At 50.9% G+C, this 13,900-nt stretch carries 21 protein-coding genes; 16 read left to right on the plus strand and 5 right to left on the minus strand.

All coding sequences use genetic code 11. The features are described 5' to 3' along the window. Nucleotide 1 precedes the first annotated feature (1 nt). From rpmD to ACE3MN_RS02215, 12 genes are all read left to right on the plus strand, one after another. Nucleotides 2–181 carry a 50S ribosomal protein L30 gene (gene rpmD / locus ACE3MN_RS02160; RefSeq protein WP_001140434.1) on the plus strand — a complete coding sequence of 60 codons (180 nt, stop codon included), beginning with the start codon at nt 2–4 and terminating at the stop codon, nt 179–181. A 3-nt stretch (nt 182–184) separates the two neighbouring features. After that, nucleotides 185–619: a 50S ribosomal protein L15 gene (rplO, locus tag ACE3MN_RS02165; RefSeq protein WP_004106336.1), complete on the plus strand. Its 435-nt coding sequence runs from the start codon at nt 185–187 to the stop codon at nt 617–619. 7 nt (nt 620–626) lie between these two features. Then, nucleotides 627–1,958: a preprotein translocase subunit SecY gene (gene secY, locus ACE3MN_RS02170; RefSeq protein WP_004106334.1), complete on the plus strand. Its 1,332-nt coding sequence runs from the start codon at nt 627–629 to the stop codon at nt 1,956–1,958. A gap of 31 nt (nt 1,959–1,989) precedes the next feature. Further along, complete coding sequence (rpmJ, locus tag ACE3MN_RS02175; RefSeq protein ID WP_000868187.1) at nt 1,990–2,106, plus strand: 50S ribosomal protein L36; 117 nt, start codon at nt 1,990–1,992, stop codon at nt 2,104–2,106. 146 nt (nt 2,107–2,252) lie between these two features. Then, a complete protein-coding gene (gene rpsM, locus ACE3MN_RS02180; protein ID WP_004106333.1) occupies nt 2,253–2,609 on the plus strand; it encodes a 30S ribosomal protein S13 in 357 nt (118 codons plus the stop codon). 16 nt (nt 2,610–2,625) lie between these two features. After that, the gene (rpsK, locus tag ACE3MN_RS02185; protein ID WP_004138423.1) at nt 2,626–3,015 is read left to right on the plus strand and encodes a 30S ribosomal protein S11; all 390 of its coding nucleotides are present in this window, start codon (nt 2,626–2,628) and stop codon (nt 3,013–3,015) included. Nucleotides 3,016–3,048: 33 nt separating this feature from the next. Continuing rightward, nucleotides 3,049–3,669, plus strand: coding sequence for a 30S ribosomal protein S4 (rpsD, locus tag ACE3MN_RS02190; RefSeq protein ID WP_004125897.1), 621 nt, complete (start codon nt 3,049–3,051; stop codon nt 3,667–3,669). Between the two features lie 25 nt (nt 3,670–3,694). After that, entirely contained in the window at nt 3,695–4,684 is a 990-nt protein-coding gene (locus tag ACE3MN_RS02195) for a DNA-directed RNA polymerase subunit alpha (protein WP_002919219.1), read from the plus strand. Nucleotides 4,685–4,724: 40 nt separating this feature from the next. Further along, nucleotides 4,725–5,111, plus strand: a complete 387-nt coding sequence (rplQ, locus tag ACE3MN_RS02200) for a 50S ribosomal protein L17 (protein ID WP_001216372.1) — start codon at nt 4,725–4,727, stop codon at nt 5,109–5,111. Between the two features lie 107 nt (nt 5,112–5,218). Next, nucleotides 5,219–5,587, plus strand: coding sequence for a DUF1992 domain-containing protein (locus ACE3MN_RS02205; RefSeq protein ID WP_004138424.1), 369 nt, complete (start codon nt 5,219–5,221; stop codon nt 5,585–5,587). 2 nt (nt 5,588–5,589) lie between these two features. After that, on the plus strand, nt 5,590–6,015 hold the full coding sequence (gene zntR / locus ACE3MN_RS02210) for a Zn(2+)-responsive transcriptional regulator (protein WP_004125893.1): 426 nt from the start codon (nt 5,590–5,592) through the stop codon (nt 6,013–6,015). Nucleotides 6,016–6,073: 58 nt separating this feature from the next. Beyond that, on the plus strand, nt 6,074–6,334 hold the full coding sequence (locus tag ACE3MN_RS02215; protein ID WP_024360701.1) for an alternative ribosome-rescue factor A: 261 nt from the start codon (nt 6,074–6,076) through the stop codon (nt 6,332–6,334). On the opposite strand, the gene mscL is transcribed toward ACE3MN_RS02215, so the two are convergent. From mscL to def, 5 genes are all read right to left on the minus strand, one after another. Beyond that, complete coding sequence (gene mscL, locus ACE3MN_RS02220) at nt 6,288–6,701, minus strand: large-conductance mechanosensitive channel protein MscL (protein WP_004138427.1); 414 nt, start codon at nt 6,699–6,701, stop codon at nt 6,288–6,290. The genes ACE3MN_RS02215 and mscL overlap by 47 nt on opposite strands. Before the next feature lie 140 nt (nt 6,702–6,841). Continuing rightward, a complete protein-coding gene (gene trkA / locus ACE3MN_RS02225) occupies nt 6,842–8,218 on the minus strand; it encodes a Trk system potassium transporter TrkA (protein WP_004125888.1) in 1,377 nt (458 codons plus the stop codon). 21 nt (nt 8,219–8,239) lie between these two features. After that, entirely contained in the window at nt 8,240–9,529 is a 1,290-nt protein-coding gene (gene rsmB / locus ACE3MN_RS02230) for a 16S rRNA (cytosine(967)-C(5))-methyltransferase RsmB (protein ID WP_004138428.1), read from the minus strand. A 52-nt stretch (nt 9,530–9,581) separates the two neighbouring features. Further along, entirely contained in the window at nt 9,582–10,529 is a 948-nt protein-coding gene (gene fmt, locus ACE3MN_RS02235) for a methionyl-tRNA formyltransferase (protein ID WP_049131931.1), read from the minus strand. Between the two features lie 14 nt (nt 10,530–10,543). Beyond that, nucleotides 10,544–11,053: a peptide deformylase gene (gene def, locus ACE3MN_RS02240; protein ID WP_004138433.1), complete on the minus strand. Its 510-nt coding sequence runs from the start codon at nt 11,051–11,053 to the stop codon at nt 10,544–10,546. A 129-nt stretch (nt 11,054–11,182) separates the two neighbouring features. Between def and dprA the strand changes: the two genes are divergently transcribed. From dprA to tsaC, 4 genes are read left to right on the plus strand one after another with little or no spacing between them, the layout of a single operon-like run. Then, complete coding sequence (dprA, locus tag ACE3MN_RS02245; RefSeq protein ID WP_024360700.1) at nt 11,183–12,307, plus strand: DNA-protecting protein DprA; 1,125 nt, start codon at nt 11,183–11,185, stop codon at nt 12,305–12,307. After that, nucleotides 12,279–12,752 carry a DUF494 family protein Smg gene (smg, locus tag ACE3MN_RS02250; RefSeq protein WP_024360699.1) on the plus strand — a complete coding sequence of 158 codons (474 nt, stop codon included), beginning with the start codon at nt 12,279–12,281 and terminating at the stop codon, nt 12,750–12,752. The genes dprA and smg overlap by 29 nt, the downstream gene beginning before the upstream one ends. 27 nt (nt 12,753–12,779) lie before the next feature. Continuing rightward, nucleotides 12,780–13,322 carry a type I DNA topoisomerase gene (locus ACE3MN_RS02255; RefSeq protein WP_004138439.1) on the plus strand — a complete coding sequence of 181 codons (543 nt, stop codon included), beginning with the start codon at nt 12,780–12,782 and terminating at the stop codon, nt 13,320–13,322. A gap of 4 nt (nt 13,323–13,326) precedes the next feature. Continuing rightward, a complete protein-coding gene (tsaC, locus tag ACE3MN_RS02260; RefSeq protein WP_049100355.1) occupies nt 13,327–13,899 on the plus strand; it encodes an L-threonylcarbamoyladenylate synthase type 1 TsaC in 573 nt (190 codons plus the stop codon). Nucleotide 13,900 lies beyond the last annotated feature (1 nt).

The raw sequence follows: 13,900 nt of genomic DNA on the forward strand, positions 1-13,900 counted from the left end.
CATGGCAAAGACTATTAAAATTACTCAAACCCGCAGTGCAATCGGTCGTTTGCCGAAACACAAGGCAACGCTGCTTGGCCTGGGTCTGCGTCGTATTGGTCACACCGTAGAGCGCGAGGATACTCCTGCTGTTCGTGGTATGGTCAACGCGGTTTCCTTCATGGTTAAAGTTGAGGAGTAAGAGATGCGTTTAAATACTCTGTCTCCGGCCGAAGGCTCCAAAAAGGCGGGTAAACGCCTGGGTCGTGGTATCGGTTCTGGCCTCGGTAAAACCGGTGGTCGTGGTCACAAAGGTCAGAACTCTCGTTCTGGCGGTGGCGTACGTCGCGGTTTCGAAGGTGGTCAGATGCCTCTGTACCGTCGTCTGCCGAAATTCGGCTTCACTTCTCGTAAAGCGATGATCACGGCAGAAGTTCGTCTGTCTGATCTGGCTCACGTAGAAGGCGATGTTATCGACCTGAACACGCTGAAAGCGGCTAACATTATCGGTATCCAGATCGAATTCGCGAAAGTGATCCTGTCTGGTGAAGTATCTCGTCCGGTAACTGTTCGTGGCCTGCGCGTGACTAAAGGTGCTCGTGCTGCTATCGAAGCTGCTGGCGGTAAAATTGAGGAATAAGTAGCAGATGGCTAAGCAACCGGGATTAGATTTTCAAAGTGCCAAAGGTGGGATTGGCGAACTGAAGCGCAGACTGTTGTTTGTAATCGGTGCGTTGATTGTGTTCCGTATTGGCTCTTTTATTCCGATCCCTGGTATTGATGCCGCTGTACTTGCCAAACTGCTTGAGCAACAGCGAGGCACCATCATTGAAATGTTCAACATGTTCTCTGGTGGTGCTCTCAGCCGTGCTTCTATCTTTGCGTTGGGTATCATGCCGTATATTTCGGCATCGATCATTGTCCAGCTGTTGACGGTTGTTTATCAGCCGTTAGCAGAGCTGAAGAAAGAAGGGGAGTCTGGTCGTCGTAAGATCAGCCAGTACACCCGCTACGGTACTCTGGTGCTGGCGATATTCCAGTCGATCGGTATTGCTACCGGTCTGCCGAATATGCCTGGTATGCAGGGCCTGGTGATTAATCCAGGCTTTGCATTCTATTTCACCGCTGTTGTTAGTCTGGTTTCAGGAACAATGTTCCTGATGTGGCTCGGCGAACAGATTACTGAACGTGGTATCGGAAACGGTATCTCGATCATTATCTTTGCCGGTATCGTTGCGGGTCTCCCGCCAGCCATCGCCCATACTATCGAGCAAGCGCGTCAAGGCGACCTGCACTTCCTCCTGTTGCTGTTGGTTGCAGTATTAGTATTTGCAGTGACCTTCTTTGTTGTCTTTGTTGAGCGTGGCCAACGCCGCATTGTGGTAAACTACGCTAAGCGTCAACAGGGTCGTCGTGTCTATGCTGCACAGAGCACACATTTACCGCTGAAAGTGAATATGGCAGGGGTCATCCCGGCAATCTTCGCTTCCAGTATTATTCTGTTCCCGGCAACCATTACATCATGGTTCGGGGGCGGTACTGGTTGGAACTGGCTGACAACAATTTCGCTGTATTTGCAGCCTGGGCAACCGCTTTATGTGTTACTCTATGCGTCTGCAATCATCTTCTTCTGTTTCTTCTATACGGCGTTGGTTTTCAACCCGCGTGAAACAGCAGATAACCTGAAGAAGTCCGGTGCATTTGTACCAGGAATTCGTCCGGGAGAGCAAACGGCGAAGTATATCGATAAAGTAATGACTCGCCTGACTTTGGTCGGTGCGTTATACATCACTTTTATCTGCCTGATCCCGGAGTTCATGCGTGATGCAATGAAAGTACCGTTCTACTTCGGTGGGACCTCACTGCTTATCGTTGTTGTCGTGATTATGGACTTTATGGCTCAAGTGCAAACTCTGATGATGTCGAGTCAGTACGAGTCTGCATTGAAGAAGGCGAACCTGAAAGGCTACGGCCGCTAACAGGTCGCTCGAGAAGTTACGGAGAGTAAAAATGAAAGTTCGTGCTTCCGTCAAGAAATTATGCCGTAACTGCAAAATCGTTAAGCGTGATGGCGTCATCCGCGTGATTTGCAGTGCCGAGCCGAAGCATAAACAGCGCCAAGGCTGATTTATTCGCATATTTTTCTTGCAAAGTTGGGTTGAGCTGGCTAGATTAGCCAGCCAATCTTTTGTATGTCTGTACGTTTCCATTTGAGTATCCTGAAAACGGGCTTTTCAGCATGGTGCGTACATATTAAATAGTAGGAGTGCATAGTGGCCCGTATAGCAGGCATTAACATTCCTGATCACAAACATACCGTAATCGCATTAACTGCCATTTTCGGTATCGGCAAGACCCGCTCTAAAGCCATCTGTGCTGACACGGGTATCGCTGAAAATGTTAAGATCAGTGAGCTGTCTGAAGAACAAATTGAATCCCTGCGTGAAGCGGTTGGTAAATTTGTCGTTGAAGGTGATCTGCGCCGTGAAATCACCCTGAGCATCAAGCGTCTGATGGACCTTGGTTGCTATCGTGGTTTACGCCATCGTCGTGGTCTTCCGGTTCGCGGTCAGCGTACTAAGACCAACGCACGTACCCGTAAGGGTCCGCGTAAACCGATCAAGAAATAGTCGGGGTGATTGAATAATGGCAAAGGCACCAGTTCGTGCACGTAAGCGTGTAAGAAAACAAGTCTCTGATGGCGTGGCTCATGTCCATGCTTCTTTTAACAACACCATCGTTACCATTACCGATCGTCAGGGTAACGCGCTGGGTTGGGCAACAGCCGGTGGTTCCGGTTTCCGTGGTTCTCGCAAATCCACTCCGTTTGCAGCTCAGGTTGCAGCAGAGCGTTGCGCTGAAGCCGTAAAAGAATACGGCATCAAGAATCTGGAAGTTATGGTCAAAGGTCCGGGTCCAGGTCGCGAATCTACTATTCGTGCACTGAACGCCGCTGGTTTCCGCATCACGAATATTACTGATGTGACTCCGATCCCTCATAACGGTTGTCGTCCGCCGAAAAAACGTCGCGTATAACGCGTTCGTTTCTAGGATTGTTGGAGAAAGAAAATGGCAAGATATTTGGGTCCTAAGCTCAAGCTGAGCCGTCGTGAGGGCACAGACCTGTTCCTTAAGTCTGGCGTTCGCGCGATCGATACCAAGTGTAAAATTGAACAAGCTCCTGGCCAGCACGGTGCGCGTAAACCGCGTCTGTCTGACTATGGTGTGCAGTTGCGTGAAAAGCAAAAAGTTCGCCGTATGTACGGTGTGCTGGAGCGTCAGTTCCGTAACTACTATAAAGAAGCAGCGCGTCTGAAAGGCAACACCGGTGAAAACCTGTTGACTCTGCTGGAAGGTCGTCTGGACAACGTTGTATACCGTATGGGCTTCGGCGCGACTCGTGCTGAATCACGTCAGCTGGTTAGCCACAAAGCTATCATGGTAAACGGTCGTGTTGTTAACATCGCTTCTTATCAGGTTAAAGCGAATGACGTTGTCAGCATTCGTGAGAAAGCGAAAAAGCAATCTCGCGTGAAAGCCGCTCTGGAGCTGGCTGAGCAGCGTGAAAAGCCAACCTGGCTGGAAGTTGATGCTGGCAAGATGGAAGGTACGTTCAAGCGTCAGCCGGAACGTTCTGATCTGTCTGCGGACATTAACGAACACCTGATCGTCGAGCTTTACTCCAAGTAAAGCTTAGTACCAAAGAGAGGACACAATGCAGGGTTCTGTGACAGAGTTTCTAAAACCGCGCCTGGTCGATATCGAGCAAGTGAGTTCGACGCACGCCAAGGTGACCCTTGAACCTTTAGAGCGTGGCTTTGGCCATACTCTGGGTAACGCACTGCGCCGTATTCTGCTCTCATCGATGCCGGGTTGCGCGGTGACCGAGGTTGAGATTGATGGTGTACTTCATGAGTACAGCACCAAAGAAGGCGTTCAGGAAGATATCCTTGAAATCCTGCTCAACCTGAAAGGGCTGGCGGTGAGAGTTCAGGGTAAAGATGAAGTTATCCTTACTTTGAACAAATCTGGCATTGGCCCTGTGACCGCAGCCGACATTACCCATGACGGTGATGTCGAAATCGTCAAGCCGCAACATGTGATCTGCCACCTGACCGATGAGAACGCAGCTATTAGCATGCGTATCAAAGTTCAGCGCGGTCGCGGTTATGTGCCGGCTTCTGCCCGAATTCATTCGGAAGAAGATGAGCGCCCAATCGGCCGTCTGCTGGTCGACGCATGCTACAGCCCGGTAGAGCGTATTGCCTACAATGTTGAAGCAGCGCGTGTAGAACAGCGTACCGACCTGGACAAGCTGGTCATCGAAATGGAAACCAACGGCACAATCGATCCTGAAGAGGCGATTCGTCGTGCGGCAACCATCCTGGCAGAACAACTGGAAGCTTTCGTTGATTTACGTGATGTACGTCAGCCGGAAGTGAAAGAAGAGAAACCAGAATTCGATCCGATCCTGCTGCGCCCTGTTGACGATCTCGAATTGACTGTCCGCTCTGCTAACTGCCTTAAGGCAGAAGCTATCCACTATATCGGTGATCTGGTACAGCGTACCGAGGTTGAGTTGCTGAAAACGCCGAACCTGGGTAAAAAATCTCTTACTGAGATTAAAGACGTGCTGGCTTCACGTGGTCTGTCTCTGGGCATGCGCCTGGAAAACTGGCCACCGGCAAGCATTGCTGACGAGTAACCGGATCACAGGTTAAGGTTTTACTGAGAAGGATAAGGTCATGCGCCATCGTAAGAGTGGTCGTCAACTGAACCGCAACAGCAGCCATCGCCAGGCTATGTTCCGTAACATGGCTGGTTCGCTGGTTCGTCATGAAATCATCAAGACGACCCTGCCGAAAGCGAAAGAACTGCGTCGCGTAGTTGAGCCGCTGATTACTCTTGCCAAGACTGATAGCGTTGCTAATCGTCGTCTGGCATTCGCCCGCACTCGTGATAACGAGATCGTGGCAAAACTGTTTAACGAGCTGGGCCCGCGTTTCGCGAGCCGCGCCGGTGGTTACACTCGTATTCTGAAGTGTGGCTTCCGTGCAGGCGACAACGCGCCGATGGCATACATCGAGCTGGTTGATCGCTCTGAATCGAAAGCAGAAGCTGCTGCAGAGTAATCTGTAGTAACGTAAAAAAACCCGCTCCGGCGGGTTTTTTTATATCCACCCTATTCCTGCTTGTTTACAATATCTGCATTATTTTTGTTCATCGCCGGAGCCTTATGATGTGGTTACTGGATCAGTGGGCAGAGCGCCATATTCTTGATGCACAGCGCAAAGGTGAGTTAGATAATCTTCCGGGAAGTGGGGAACCTCTTTCTCTGGATGACGACTCGCATGTGCCAGCTGAGCTGCGCGCAGGTTACCGATTACTCAAAAATGCAGGTTGTTTACCTCCCGAACTCGAACATCGTAAAGAAGCGGTAATGCTCACTGACCTACTGAAAGGTGTACAGGAGAGCGATCCGCGCTATGCGGAACTGAGCCGTCGTTTGGCGCTACTCGAGTTAAAGCTGCGACAGGCGGGCCTGAACACGGACTTCCTGCGCGGAGATTACGCTGATAAGTTGCTACATAAAATTAATGAGGAGTAATCATGTACCGTATTGGTGAACTGGCAAAATTGGCTGACGTTACTCCCGACACCATCCGCTACTACGAAAAGCAGCAGATGATGGATCACAATGTGCGTACGGAAGGTGGATTTCGCCTCTATACGGACAACGACTTACAGAGGCTGCGTTTTATTCGCTATGCCAGACAGCTCGGTTTCACGCTAGAATCGATCCGCGAACTTCTCTCGATCCGCATCGATCCAGAGCATCACACCTGCCAGGAATCTAAAGGTATTGTGCAGGCCCGTTTGAGCGAAGTGGAATCCCGGATTAAAGAGCTACAAACCATGCGTCGCTCTTTGCAGCGCCTCAATGATGCTTGCTGCGGCACAGCGCACAGCAGCGTCTATTGTTCAATTCTTGAAGCGCTTGAGCAGGGGGCCAGCAACCAAAATACAGCACGTTGATTTTTGCATCAGTCGCGTCTACACTCAGGCCGATTTCTTTTACTAATCTGGAGAGTTTATGAGCCGCTATCAGCATACGAAAGGGCAAATAAAAGATAACGCCATTGAGGCATTACTTCATGACCCATTATTCAGGCAGAGAGTTGAGAAGAACAGGAAAGGGAAAGGCAGCTACCAAAGAAAAGAAAAACATGCAGGACGGAATGGTCGGGAGGCCAGTGGCAAGAAAGTAATTAACTTTCTTACCACTGGCCTTCTGCTTTTGACGCTTCTTAAGAACGATTGTTTTGTTCTTTCAACAGGTCACGAATTTCGCTAAGCAGGACTTCTTCTTTGGTCGGGGCCGGTGGTGCTGCCGGGGTTTCTTCTTTTTTTCTGTTCAATTTATTCATCAGTTTGATTGCCATAAAAATGGCAAACGCCACGATAATAAAATCGAAGACGTTCTGGATGAATACGCCATAATGCATTACGACCGCTGGGATGTCTCCCTGGGCGTCCCGTAGCGTGACAGCAAACTGTTTAAAGTCGATTCCGCCAATGAGTAAACCTAGCGGTGGCATAATAATATCGGCAACTAACGACGATACGATTTTACCAAAGGCTGCACCAATGATGACACCGACTGCCAAATCAACCACGTTCCCGCGCATCGCAAATTCGCGAAATTCTTTTAAAAAACTCATTTTATTCTCCTTGAGCCAGCTAACACTGATAAGTTTAACAAATGTATTCCTATTTTCCATTACTGGGGAATAATTGCAGAAAAATATTATCCTTTGATATATAAGGGATAAAAGAAAGGCGTCTCGTCGACGCCTGCGAACTACAGGAAGAAAGGACTTGGCTGGAATAGTCTCTCAACATCAGAGATGAATTTTTTGTCCGTCAGGAACATAACGACATGATCCCCTTGCTCAATACGCAGATTATTATTCGCGATCATGACATCATTACCGCGTACTACTGCGCCAATAATTGTTCCGGGGGGAAGCTTAATCTCATCGATAGCGCGACCAACGACCCGCGAAGTGCTTTCATCTCCGTGCGCTACAGCTTCAATGGCCTCCGCGACACCGCGGCGCAGAGAGGAAACGCCGACAATATCAGCTTTCCGCACATGGCTGAGCAGAGCTGAAATAGTTGCCTGCTGCGGTGATATTGCAATGTCGATCACGCTCCCCTGAACAAGATCAACGTAGGCGCGGCGTTGGATCAGTACCATCACTTTTTTGGCGCCCATGCGTTTTGCGAGCATGGCAGACATAATATTGGCTTCATCATCGTTGGTGACGGCAATGAAAAGATCGACCTGATCGATATGTTCTTCCGCCAGCAATTCTTGATCTGATGCATCACCGTAAAAGACAATTGTATTTTGCAGCTTTTCTGCGAGCTCTGCGGCACGCTGTTGATTACGTTCAATAAGCTTGACGCTGTAATCTTTCTCCAGCTTATGGGCGAGTCCGGCCCCGATGTTTCCCCCGCCAACCAGCATGATGCGCTTGTACGGTTTTTCAAGGCGCTGAAGTTCGCTCATCACTGCACGGATATGCTGTGATGCGGCGATGAAAAACACCTCATCACCGGCCTCTACGATTGTTGATCCTTGTGGCCTGATAGGACGATCGTGGCGGAAAATAGCCGCTACGCGTGTATCAATATGCGGCATATGCTCACGCATAGTTGAAAGCGCGTTTCCCACCAAAGGGCCGCCATAATAAGCTTTAACGACTGCAAGGCTGACTTTTCCTTCAGCAAAATTAACCACCTGCAGCGCGCCTGGGTACTCGATCAGACGGTGAATACTGTCAATTACCAACTGCTCTGGAGCGATGAGGTGGTCAATAGGAACCGCTTCTGAATGGAAAAGTTTATCGGCATCGCGTACATAATCCGGGGAACGGATGCGGGCAATACGATTTGGTGTATTAAACAGCGAATAGGCGACCTGGCAGGCCACCATGTTCGTTTCATCTGAGCTGGTCACTGCAACCAACATGTCGGCATCATCCGCACCGGCCTCGCGCAGCACGCGCGGGTGCGAGCCGTGGCCCTGAACCACTCTGAGATCAAATTTGTCCTGAAGACTGCGAAGGCGGTCGCCATTCGTGTCTACCAGCGTAATATCGTTGTTCTCACCGACAAGGTTTTCTGCCAGAGTTCCGCCGACCTGCCCTGCGCCCAATATGATAATTTTCATCAGTCGCGACTCGTTATCTCATTACTTTTTGATTAGCTTAGCGTAAAAGAAGCCGTCACCTTGCTCGGCGCCTGGCAAATTTTGCTGGCCCGGTAAATCTGCATCGCCGGTTTCGTTAAGAACCGCATCAGCTGTACGTTGCAGGAAGGCTTTTATTTGCTGGCTGTTCTCTTCTGGCAATACGGAACATGTCGCGTAAACCAGAGTGCCGCCGGATTTCAGGTGCGGCCATACGGCATCCAGAATTTCAGCCTGGAGCTGGGCCAGTTCCGCGATATCACGATCCCGGCGCAGCCATTTGATATCCGGGTGACGGCGAATAACACCGGTGGCGGAACAAGGGGCATCCAACAGAATACGATCGAACTGCTGCTCGCCACACCATTGGGCTGGATAACGGCCATCGCCTTGTTTGACGGTCGCTTTCATGCCCAGACGCTTCAGGTTGTCATAGACGCGGGAGAGTCGCTGCTCATCAACATCGACAGCCAGAACCTGTGCTTCGGGCGCCGCTTCGAGAATATGGGTGGTTTTACCACCCGGGGCAGCGCATAGATCTAAAATATACTCGTCGTTTTGCGGATCAAGGAATGTCATGCAGCCTTGGGCAGAGGCATCCTGCACGGTCACCCAACCTGCCTCAAACCCGGGCAATGCGTGGACCGGTACCGGTGTTTCCAGGCGCACGGCGTCAGGGTAAGCAGGATGAGTAAACCCTTTCATTCCCGCCTCTTCCAGTAAAGCCAGCCAGCTGTCGCGCGAATGATGGACGCGGTTTACCCGCAACCACATCGGCGGGCGCTGGTTGTTCGCTTCCACAATGGCTTCCCACTGTGCTGGATAGGCTTTTTGCAGACGTTTCAATAACCAGGAAGGATGTAAAAAGCGGATCTCGCTACGAGAAAATTCAGCTAACAGCTCTTCCTGCTGACGTTGAAACTGGCGCAAGACCCCATTGATCAACCCTTTGAGCTGCGGACGTTTAATAGCAACGGCGCCTTCAACGGTTTCCGCCAAAGCTGCATGAGGCGGAATGCGTGTGTATAACAGTTGATAAAAGCCCACCATAATCAGGTAGTGCACAACACGCTGCTTACCCGTCATCGGCCGGGACATGAGCTTGCCGATCAGCCAATCTAACTGTGAAAGCGTACGTAGCACGCCAAAGCATAGCTCCTGAAGCAGCGCTTTATCTTTATCAGAGACTTTCTGTTGCAGCGGCGGCAGAACGTTGCTTAAGGATTGCCCTTGTTCGAGAACCTGTTCAACGGCCTGCGCTGCCAGACTGCGTAAATTGAGTTGTTTTTTCATAAGTACAAAAATAAAAATGCCCGGTAACACCGGGCGTATTAAGAAAGGAGCATCAGACCAGACGGCTGCCAGGTACAAACCATTCCCGGCGCGAGTTTAATAGATCCTGAGCACTCATGGCTTTTTTCCCGGCTGGCTGTAGCGAGAGTAAATTCAGAACCCCGTCCCCGGTTGCGACCTGAATTCCCCGTTTTGTCGCTTCAAGAATGGTCCCCGGCTCGGCTTTTGTTGCCGTGTCGATCGCCGATGCCTGCCAGACTTTCACCGGCTGACCATCAATTTCTATCCAACTCATTGGCCATGGGTTAAAGGCGCGAATGCAGCGTTCTAGCTGTGCAGCGGAAAGAGACCAGTCGATACGCGCTTCTTCTTTGCTGAGTTTTTGCGCATGGGTAACCAGCGCTTCATCCTGTACAACCGGTTTTGCGGTGCCTGCGGCAAGCTGCTTAAGGGTTTCGATAAGCCCCTGGGGGCCCAGGTTCGCCAGCTTGTCGTACAGCGTCCCGCTGGTGTCTTCTGCGGTGATCGGGCACGCAAGCTTATACAGCATATCACCCGTATCGAGACCAACATCCATCTGCATGATGGTTACACCCGTCTCGGCATCGCCAGCCCAAAGCGAACGTTGAATCGGGGCCGCACCGCGCCAGCGCGGAAGCAGCGAGCCGTGAACGTTAATGCAGCCCAGGCGTGGAATATCAAGTACGGATTTTGGCAGAAGGAGGCCATAGGCCACAACGACCATAACATCTGCGCGCAGGTCAGAGACGAGTTGCTGGTTTTCCTGCGGACGTAACGAAGCTGGCTGGAATACCGGTATGCCTTGCTCTTCCGCCAGAACTTTTACCGGGCTGGGCATGAGTTTTTTACCACGACCAGCCGGACGGTCCGGTTGGGTGAACACGCCAACGACGTTATGTCCAGAGGAGAGCAGCGCGTCGAGATGACGCGCTGCAAAGTCAGGTGTGCCCGCAAAAATAATACGTAGTGAATCTGACACGTTAATTCTCGTCCTTAAGCTCGGGCATTCAGGCGATCAAGTTTCTCAACTTTCTGACGAATGCGTTGTTGCTTGAGCGGCGACAGGTAGTCGATGAACAGCTTACCGACGAGGTGATCCATCTCATGCTGAATACAGATTGCCAGCAGACCATCAGCTTCAAGCTCATAAGGTTTACCTTCACGATCGAGCGCGCGGATTTTCACCTTTTCTGCACGTGGTACTAAAGCACGCTGTTCAGGAATAGAGAGACAACCCTCTTCAATACCTGTTTCTCCGCTCTTTTCCAGCAGCTCAGGGTTAATTAATACCAGCTGCTCTTCACGATTTTCTGATACGTCAATAACGATAATGCGCTGATGAATATCTACCTGCGTTGCGGCCAGACCGATACCTTCTTCAGCGTACATCGTCTCGAACATATCATCGACGATACGCTGAATTTCTGCATTTACTTCTTCTACCGGTTTTGCGACTTTGCGAAGGCGCTCGTCCGGAATATGTAACACTTGCAAAACTGACATAGTTATCCAGAGTTGTGTTCAGGAGTTGGAAAGATTATTACCTCTATTCTAGACAAAACCCCCTGCAATTGACAGTCTCACTGACCAATCGCAAAGATTGTTAAAGTCGCTTGTGGCAGGGGAATAGGGATGACGCCGAGGGAAATTTGGTTACGTTTGATGAGAGTGAGCAGCCTGTATGGAGAAGGTGCTATCAGTGCTGCACGCCAGCTATGTTCATCTCCGACGCTAGAGCGAGAAGAGTTGCGTGCCCGTGGTTTGAATCTGGCGCAATCGAAGCATTTCCTCGGTGTTAACCAATGCGAAATCGATGCCACGCTGCAATGGCTGGAGCGGCCCAATTGCTATTTACTGACTGCCGAAGATCCGCTTTACCCACCCCAACTGCGGGCGATTGTCGACTTTCCTTGCGCTCTTTTAGTATGTGGAGATCCTGCGCTACTCAGTAGCCGGCAGTTGTCCGTCATCGGGAGTCGGTCGCACTCGTGGTATGGCGCTCGTTGGGGAAAACTATTTAGCGAAGCTTTAGCGCGTTATGGCATTACGATCACGAGCGGTCTGGCCCTTGGCATTGATGGTATTGCTCATCGTGGTGCGCTGGAAGGGAAAGGTAAAACGGTGGCAGTTTTAGGGAATGGCTTAGGAGAGATCTATCCTCGTCGCCATCAGGCGTTAGCGGAACAGATAATTAACGGTGGCGGAGCCGTCATTTCTGAGTTCCCGCTGTTTACTCCGCCCCTGCCGGGCAATTTTCCCCGTCGTAACCGAATTATCAGTGGCCTAAGCGCCGGTGTGTTGGTTATTGAAGCTGCGCTGAAAAGTGGCTCATTAGTGACGGTTCGGTATGCGCTGGAGCAGGGAAGGGATGTATTTGCTCTGCCAGGGCCGATTGGCAGCCCGGGTTCAGAAGGTCCTCATTGGCTCATCAAGCAGGGCGCGATTCCCGTAACAGCCCCTGAAGATATCGTCGAATACTGGCGAGATGAGCTACCGTATATTCTTCCTGAGCCAGATGAGGTAAATAATTGCGGTAATCGGCCTTCTGTAGCATTGCCATTTCCAGAGCTCCTGGCTAACGTAGGAGATGAGGTAACACCTGTTGACGTTGTCGCTGAACGTGCCGGCCAATCTGTGCCAGTAACCGTAGCCCAGCTACTAGAACTGGAGTTAGCAGGCTGGATCGCAGCTGTACCCGGCGGCTATGTCCGATTAAGGAGGGCAAGCCATGTTCGACGTACTGATGTATCTGTTTGAAACTTACATCCATAACGAAGCAGAAATGCGCGTGGATCAGGACAAGCTGACTCGGGATCTGACCGATGCCGGTTTTGAACGAGAAGATATCTATAACGCCCTAATGTGGCTCGAAAAACTGGCTGATTACCAGGAGGGGCTTGTTGCACCCATGCAGCTAGCTTCTGACCCACTCTCGTTACGAGTCTATACTGACGAGGAGTGTCAGCGTCTTGATGCGAGTTGCCGGGGATTCTTACTATTCCTTGAGCAAATTCAGGTGTTGAACCTCGAAACACGGGAAATGGTGATAGAGCGCGTGCTGGCGCTGGATACGGCAGAATTCGAGCTGGAGGATCTCAAATGGGTGATTCTGATGGTGCTGTTCAATATTCCCGGTTGCGAAAATGCCTACCAGCAAATGGAAGAATTACTCTTTGAAGTAAATGAAGGTATGCTGCACTAACTTTTTTGCTGCGACATTAGAATTGTTATGACCAAAACAGCGCTGTTTTCGGTGCGTAAAAACGAACCCTGCCCGCAGTGTGGGGCTGAACTGGTAATACGCTCCGGGAAGCACGGGCCTTTTCTCGGCTGCTCGCATTATCCTGACTGTGACTATGTCCGCCCCCTGAAAAGCCAGGCGGACGGACATATTGTCAAAGTTCTGGAGGGGCAAACGTGTCCGTCCTGCGGCGCGGTGCTGGTACTCCGCCAGGGGCGTTTTGGTATGTTTATCGGTTGCAGCAGCTATCCTGATTGCGAACATACTGAACTTATCGATAAGCCGGATGAAACTGCAATAGCCTGCCCACAATGCGGACAAGGGCATCTGGTTCAGCGCCGTTCACGGTTTGGAAAAAACTTCCATTCCTGCGATCGTTACCCCGATTGTCAGTTCGTCATTAACTTCAGGCCAGTGGCGGGCGAGTGTCCTGAGTGTCATTACCCGTTGCTAATCGAAAAGAAAACGGCGCAGGGCGTTAAGCGCTTCTGCGCCAGCAAACAATGTGGAAAGCCGATATCGGCGGAATAAATCTGTGAATAATAACCTGCCCTCAGAAGCCATCGTACGCGCTGTGGCGCTTCTGAATAATGAACATGTCATCGCCTATCCAACAGAAGCCGTTTTTGGCGTCGGTTGCGATCCCGATAGCGAAAAAGCCGTCATGAGTCTGCTCGCACTGAAGCAGCGTCCCGTTGAAAAGGGGCTGATTCTGATTGCTGCGAACTTTGAGCAACTCAAGCCGTATATTGACGATACGCAGCTGAGTGATGCGCAGCTAGCGGCTATTTTTTCGTGTTGGCCTGGGCCGGTAACATTTGTCTTCCCTGCCTGCGCTTCAACGCCGCGTTGGTTGACCGGGCGCTTCAATTCATTGGCGGTACGAGTCACGGATCATCCGCTGGTGGTCGAACTGTGTAAGGCTTACGGGAAACCGCTTGTTTCTACCAGCGCAAATTTATCGGGCCAGCCTCCTTGTCGCACGACGGCTGAGGTTTTTACGCAGTTTGGCGCTGATTTCCCGGTAGTCGATGGGGCAACGGGCGGGCGTCAAAACCCATCTGAAATACGTGACGCCTTGACGGGCAAACTCTTCCGCCAGGGGTAAC

The sequence above is a fragment of the Klebsiella grimontii genome (genome assembly GCF_042137965.1).
Lineage (GTDB): Bacteria > Pseudomonadota > Gammaproteobacteria > Enterobacterales > Enterobacteriaceae > Klebsiella > Klebsiella grimontii.

Bases quoted from the DNA above. Each gene is read 5' to 3' on its own strand.
- rpmD (WP_001140434.1), top strand. From the start codon at position 2: ATGGCAAAGACTATTAAAATTACTCAAACCCGCAGTGCAATCGGTCGT.
- rplO (WP_004106336.1), top strand. From the start codon at position 185: ATGCGTTTAAATACTCTGTCTCCGGCCGAAGGCTCCAAAAAGGCGGGT.
- secY (WP_004106334.1), top strand. From the start codon at position 627: ATGGCTAAGCAACCGGGATTAGATTTTCAAAGTGCCAAAGGTGGGATT.
- rpmJ (WP_000868187.1), top strand. From the start codon at position 1,990: ATGAAAGTTCGTGCTTCCGTCAAGAAATTATGCCGTAACTGCAAAATC.
- rpsK (WP_004138423.1), top strand. From the start codon at position 2,626: ATGGCAAAGGCACCAGTTCGTGCACGTAAGCGTGTAAGAAAACAAGTC.
- rpsD (WP_004125897.1), top strand. From the start codon at position 3,049: ATGGCAAGATATTTGGGTCCTAAGCTCAAGCTGAGCCGTCGTGAGGGC.
- ACE3MN_RS02195 (WP_002919219.1), top strand. From the start codon at position 3,695: ATGCAGGGTTCTGTGACAGAGTTTCTAAAACCGCGCCTGGTCGATATC.
- rplQ (WP_001216372.1), top strand. From the start codon at position 4,725: ATGCGCCATCGTAAGAGTGGTCGTCAACTGAACCGCAACAGCAGCCAT.
- ACE3MN_RS02205 (WP_004138424.1), top strand. From the start codon at position 5,219: ATGTGGTTACTGGATCAGTGGGCAGAGCGCCATATTCTTGATGCACAG.
- zntR (WP_004125893.1), top strand. From the start codon at position 5,590: ATGTACCGTATTGGTGAACTGGCAAAATTGGCTGACGTTACTCCCGAC.
- ACE3MN_RS02215 (WP_024360701.1), top strand. From the start codon at position 6,074: ATGAGCCGCTATCAGCATACGAAAGGGCAAATAAAAGATAACGCCATT.
- mscL (WP_004138427.1), bottom strand. From the start codon at position 6,701: ATGAGTTTTTTAAAAGAATTTCGCGAATTTGCGATGCGCGGGAACGTG.
- trkA (WP_004125888.1), bottom strand. From the start codon at position 8,218: ATGAAAATTATCATATTGGGCGCAGGGCAGGTCGGCGGAACTCTGGCA.
- rsmB (WP_004138428.1), bottom strand. From the start codon at position 9,529: ATGAAAAAACAACTCAATTTACGCAGTCTGGCAGCGCAGGCCGTTGAA.
- def (WP_004138433.1), bottom strand. From the start codon at position 11,053: ATGTCAGTTTTGCAAGTGTTACATATTCCGGACGAGCGCCTTCGCAAA.
- dprA (WP_024360700.1), top strand. From the start codon at position 11,183: ATGACGCCGAGGGAAATTTGGTTACGTTTGATGAGAGTGAGCAGCCTG.
- smg (WP_024360699.1), top strand. From the start codon at position 12,279: ATGTTCGACGTACTGATGTATCTGTTTGAAACTTACATCCATAACGAA.
- ACE3MN_RS02255 (WP_004138439.1), top strand. From the start codon at position 12,780: ATGACCAAAACAGCGCTGTTTTCGGTGCGTAAAAACGAACCCTGCCCG.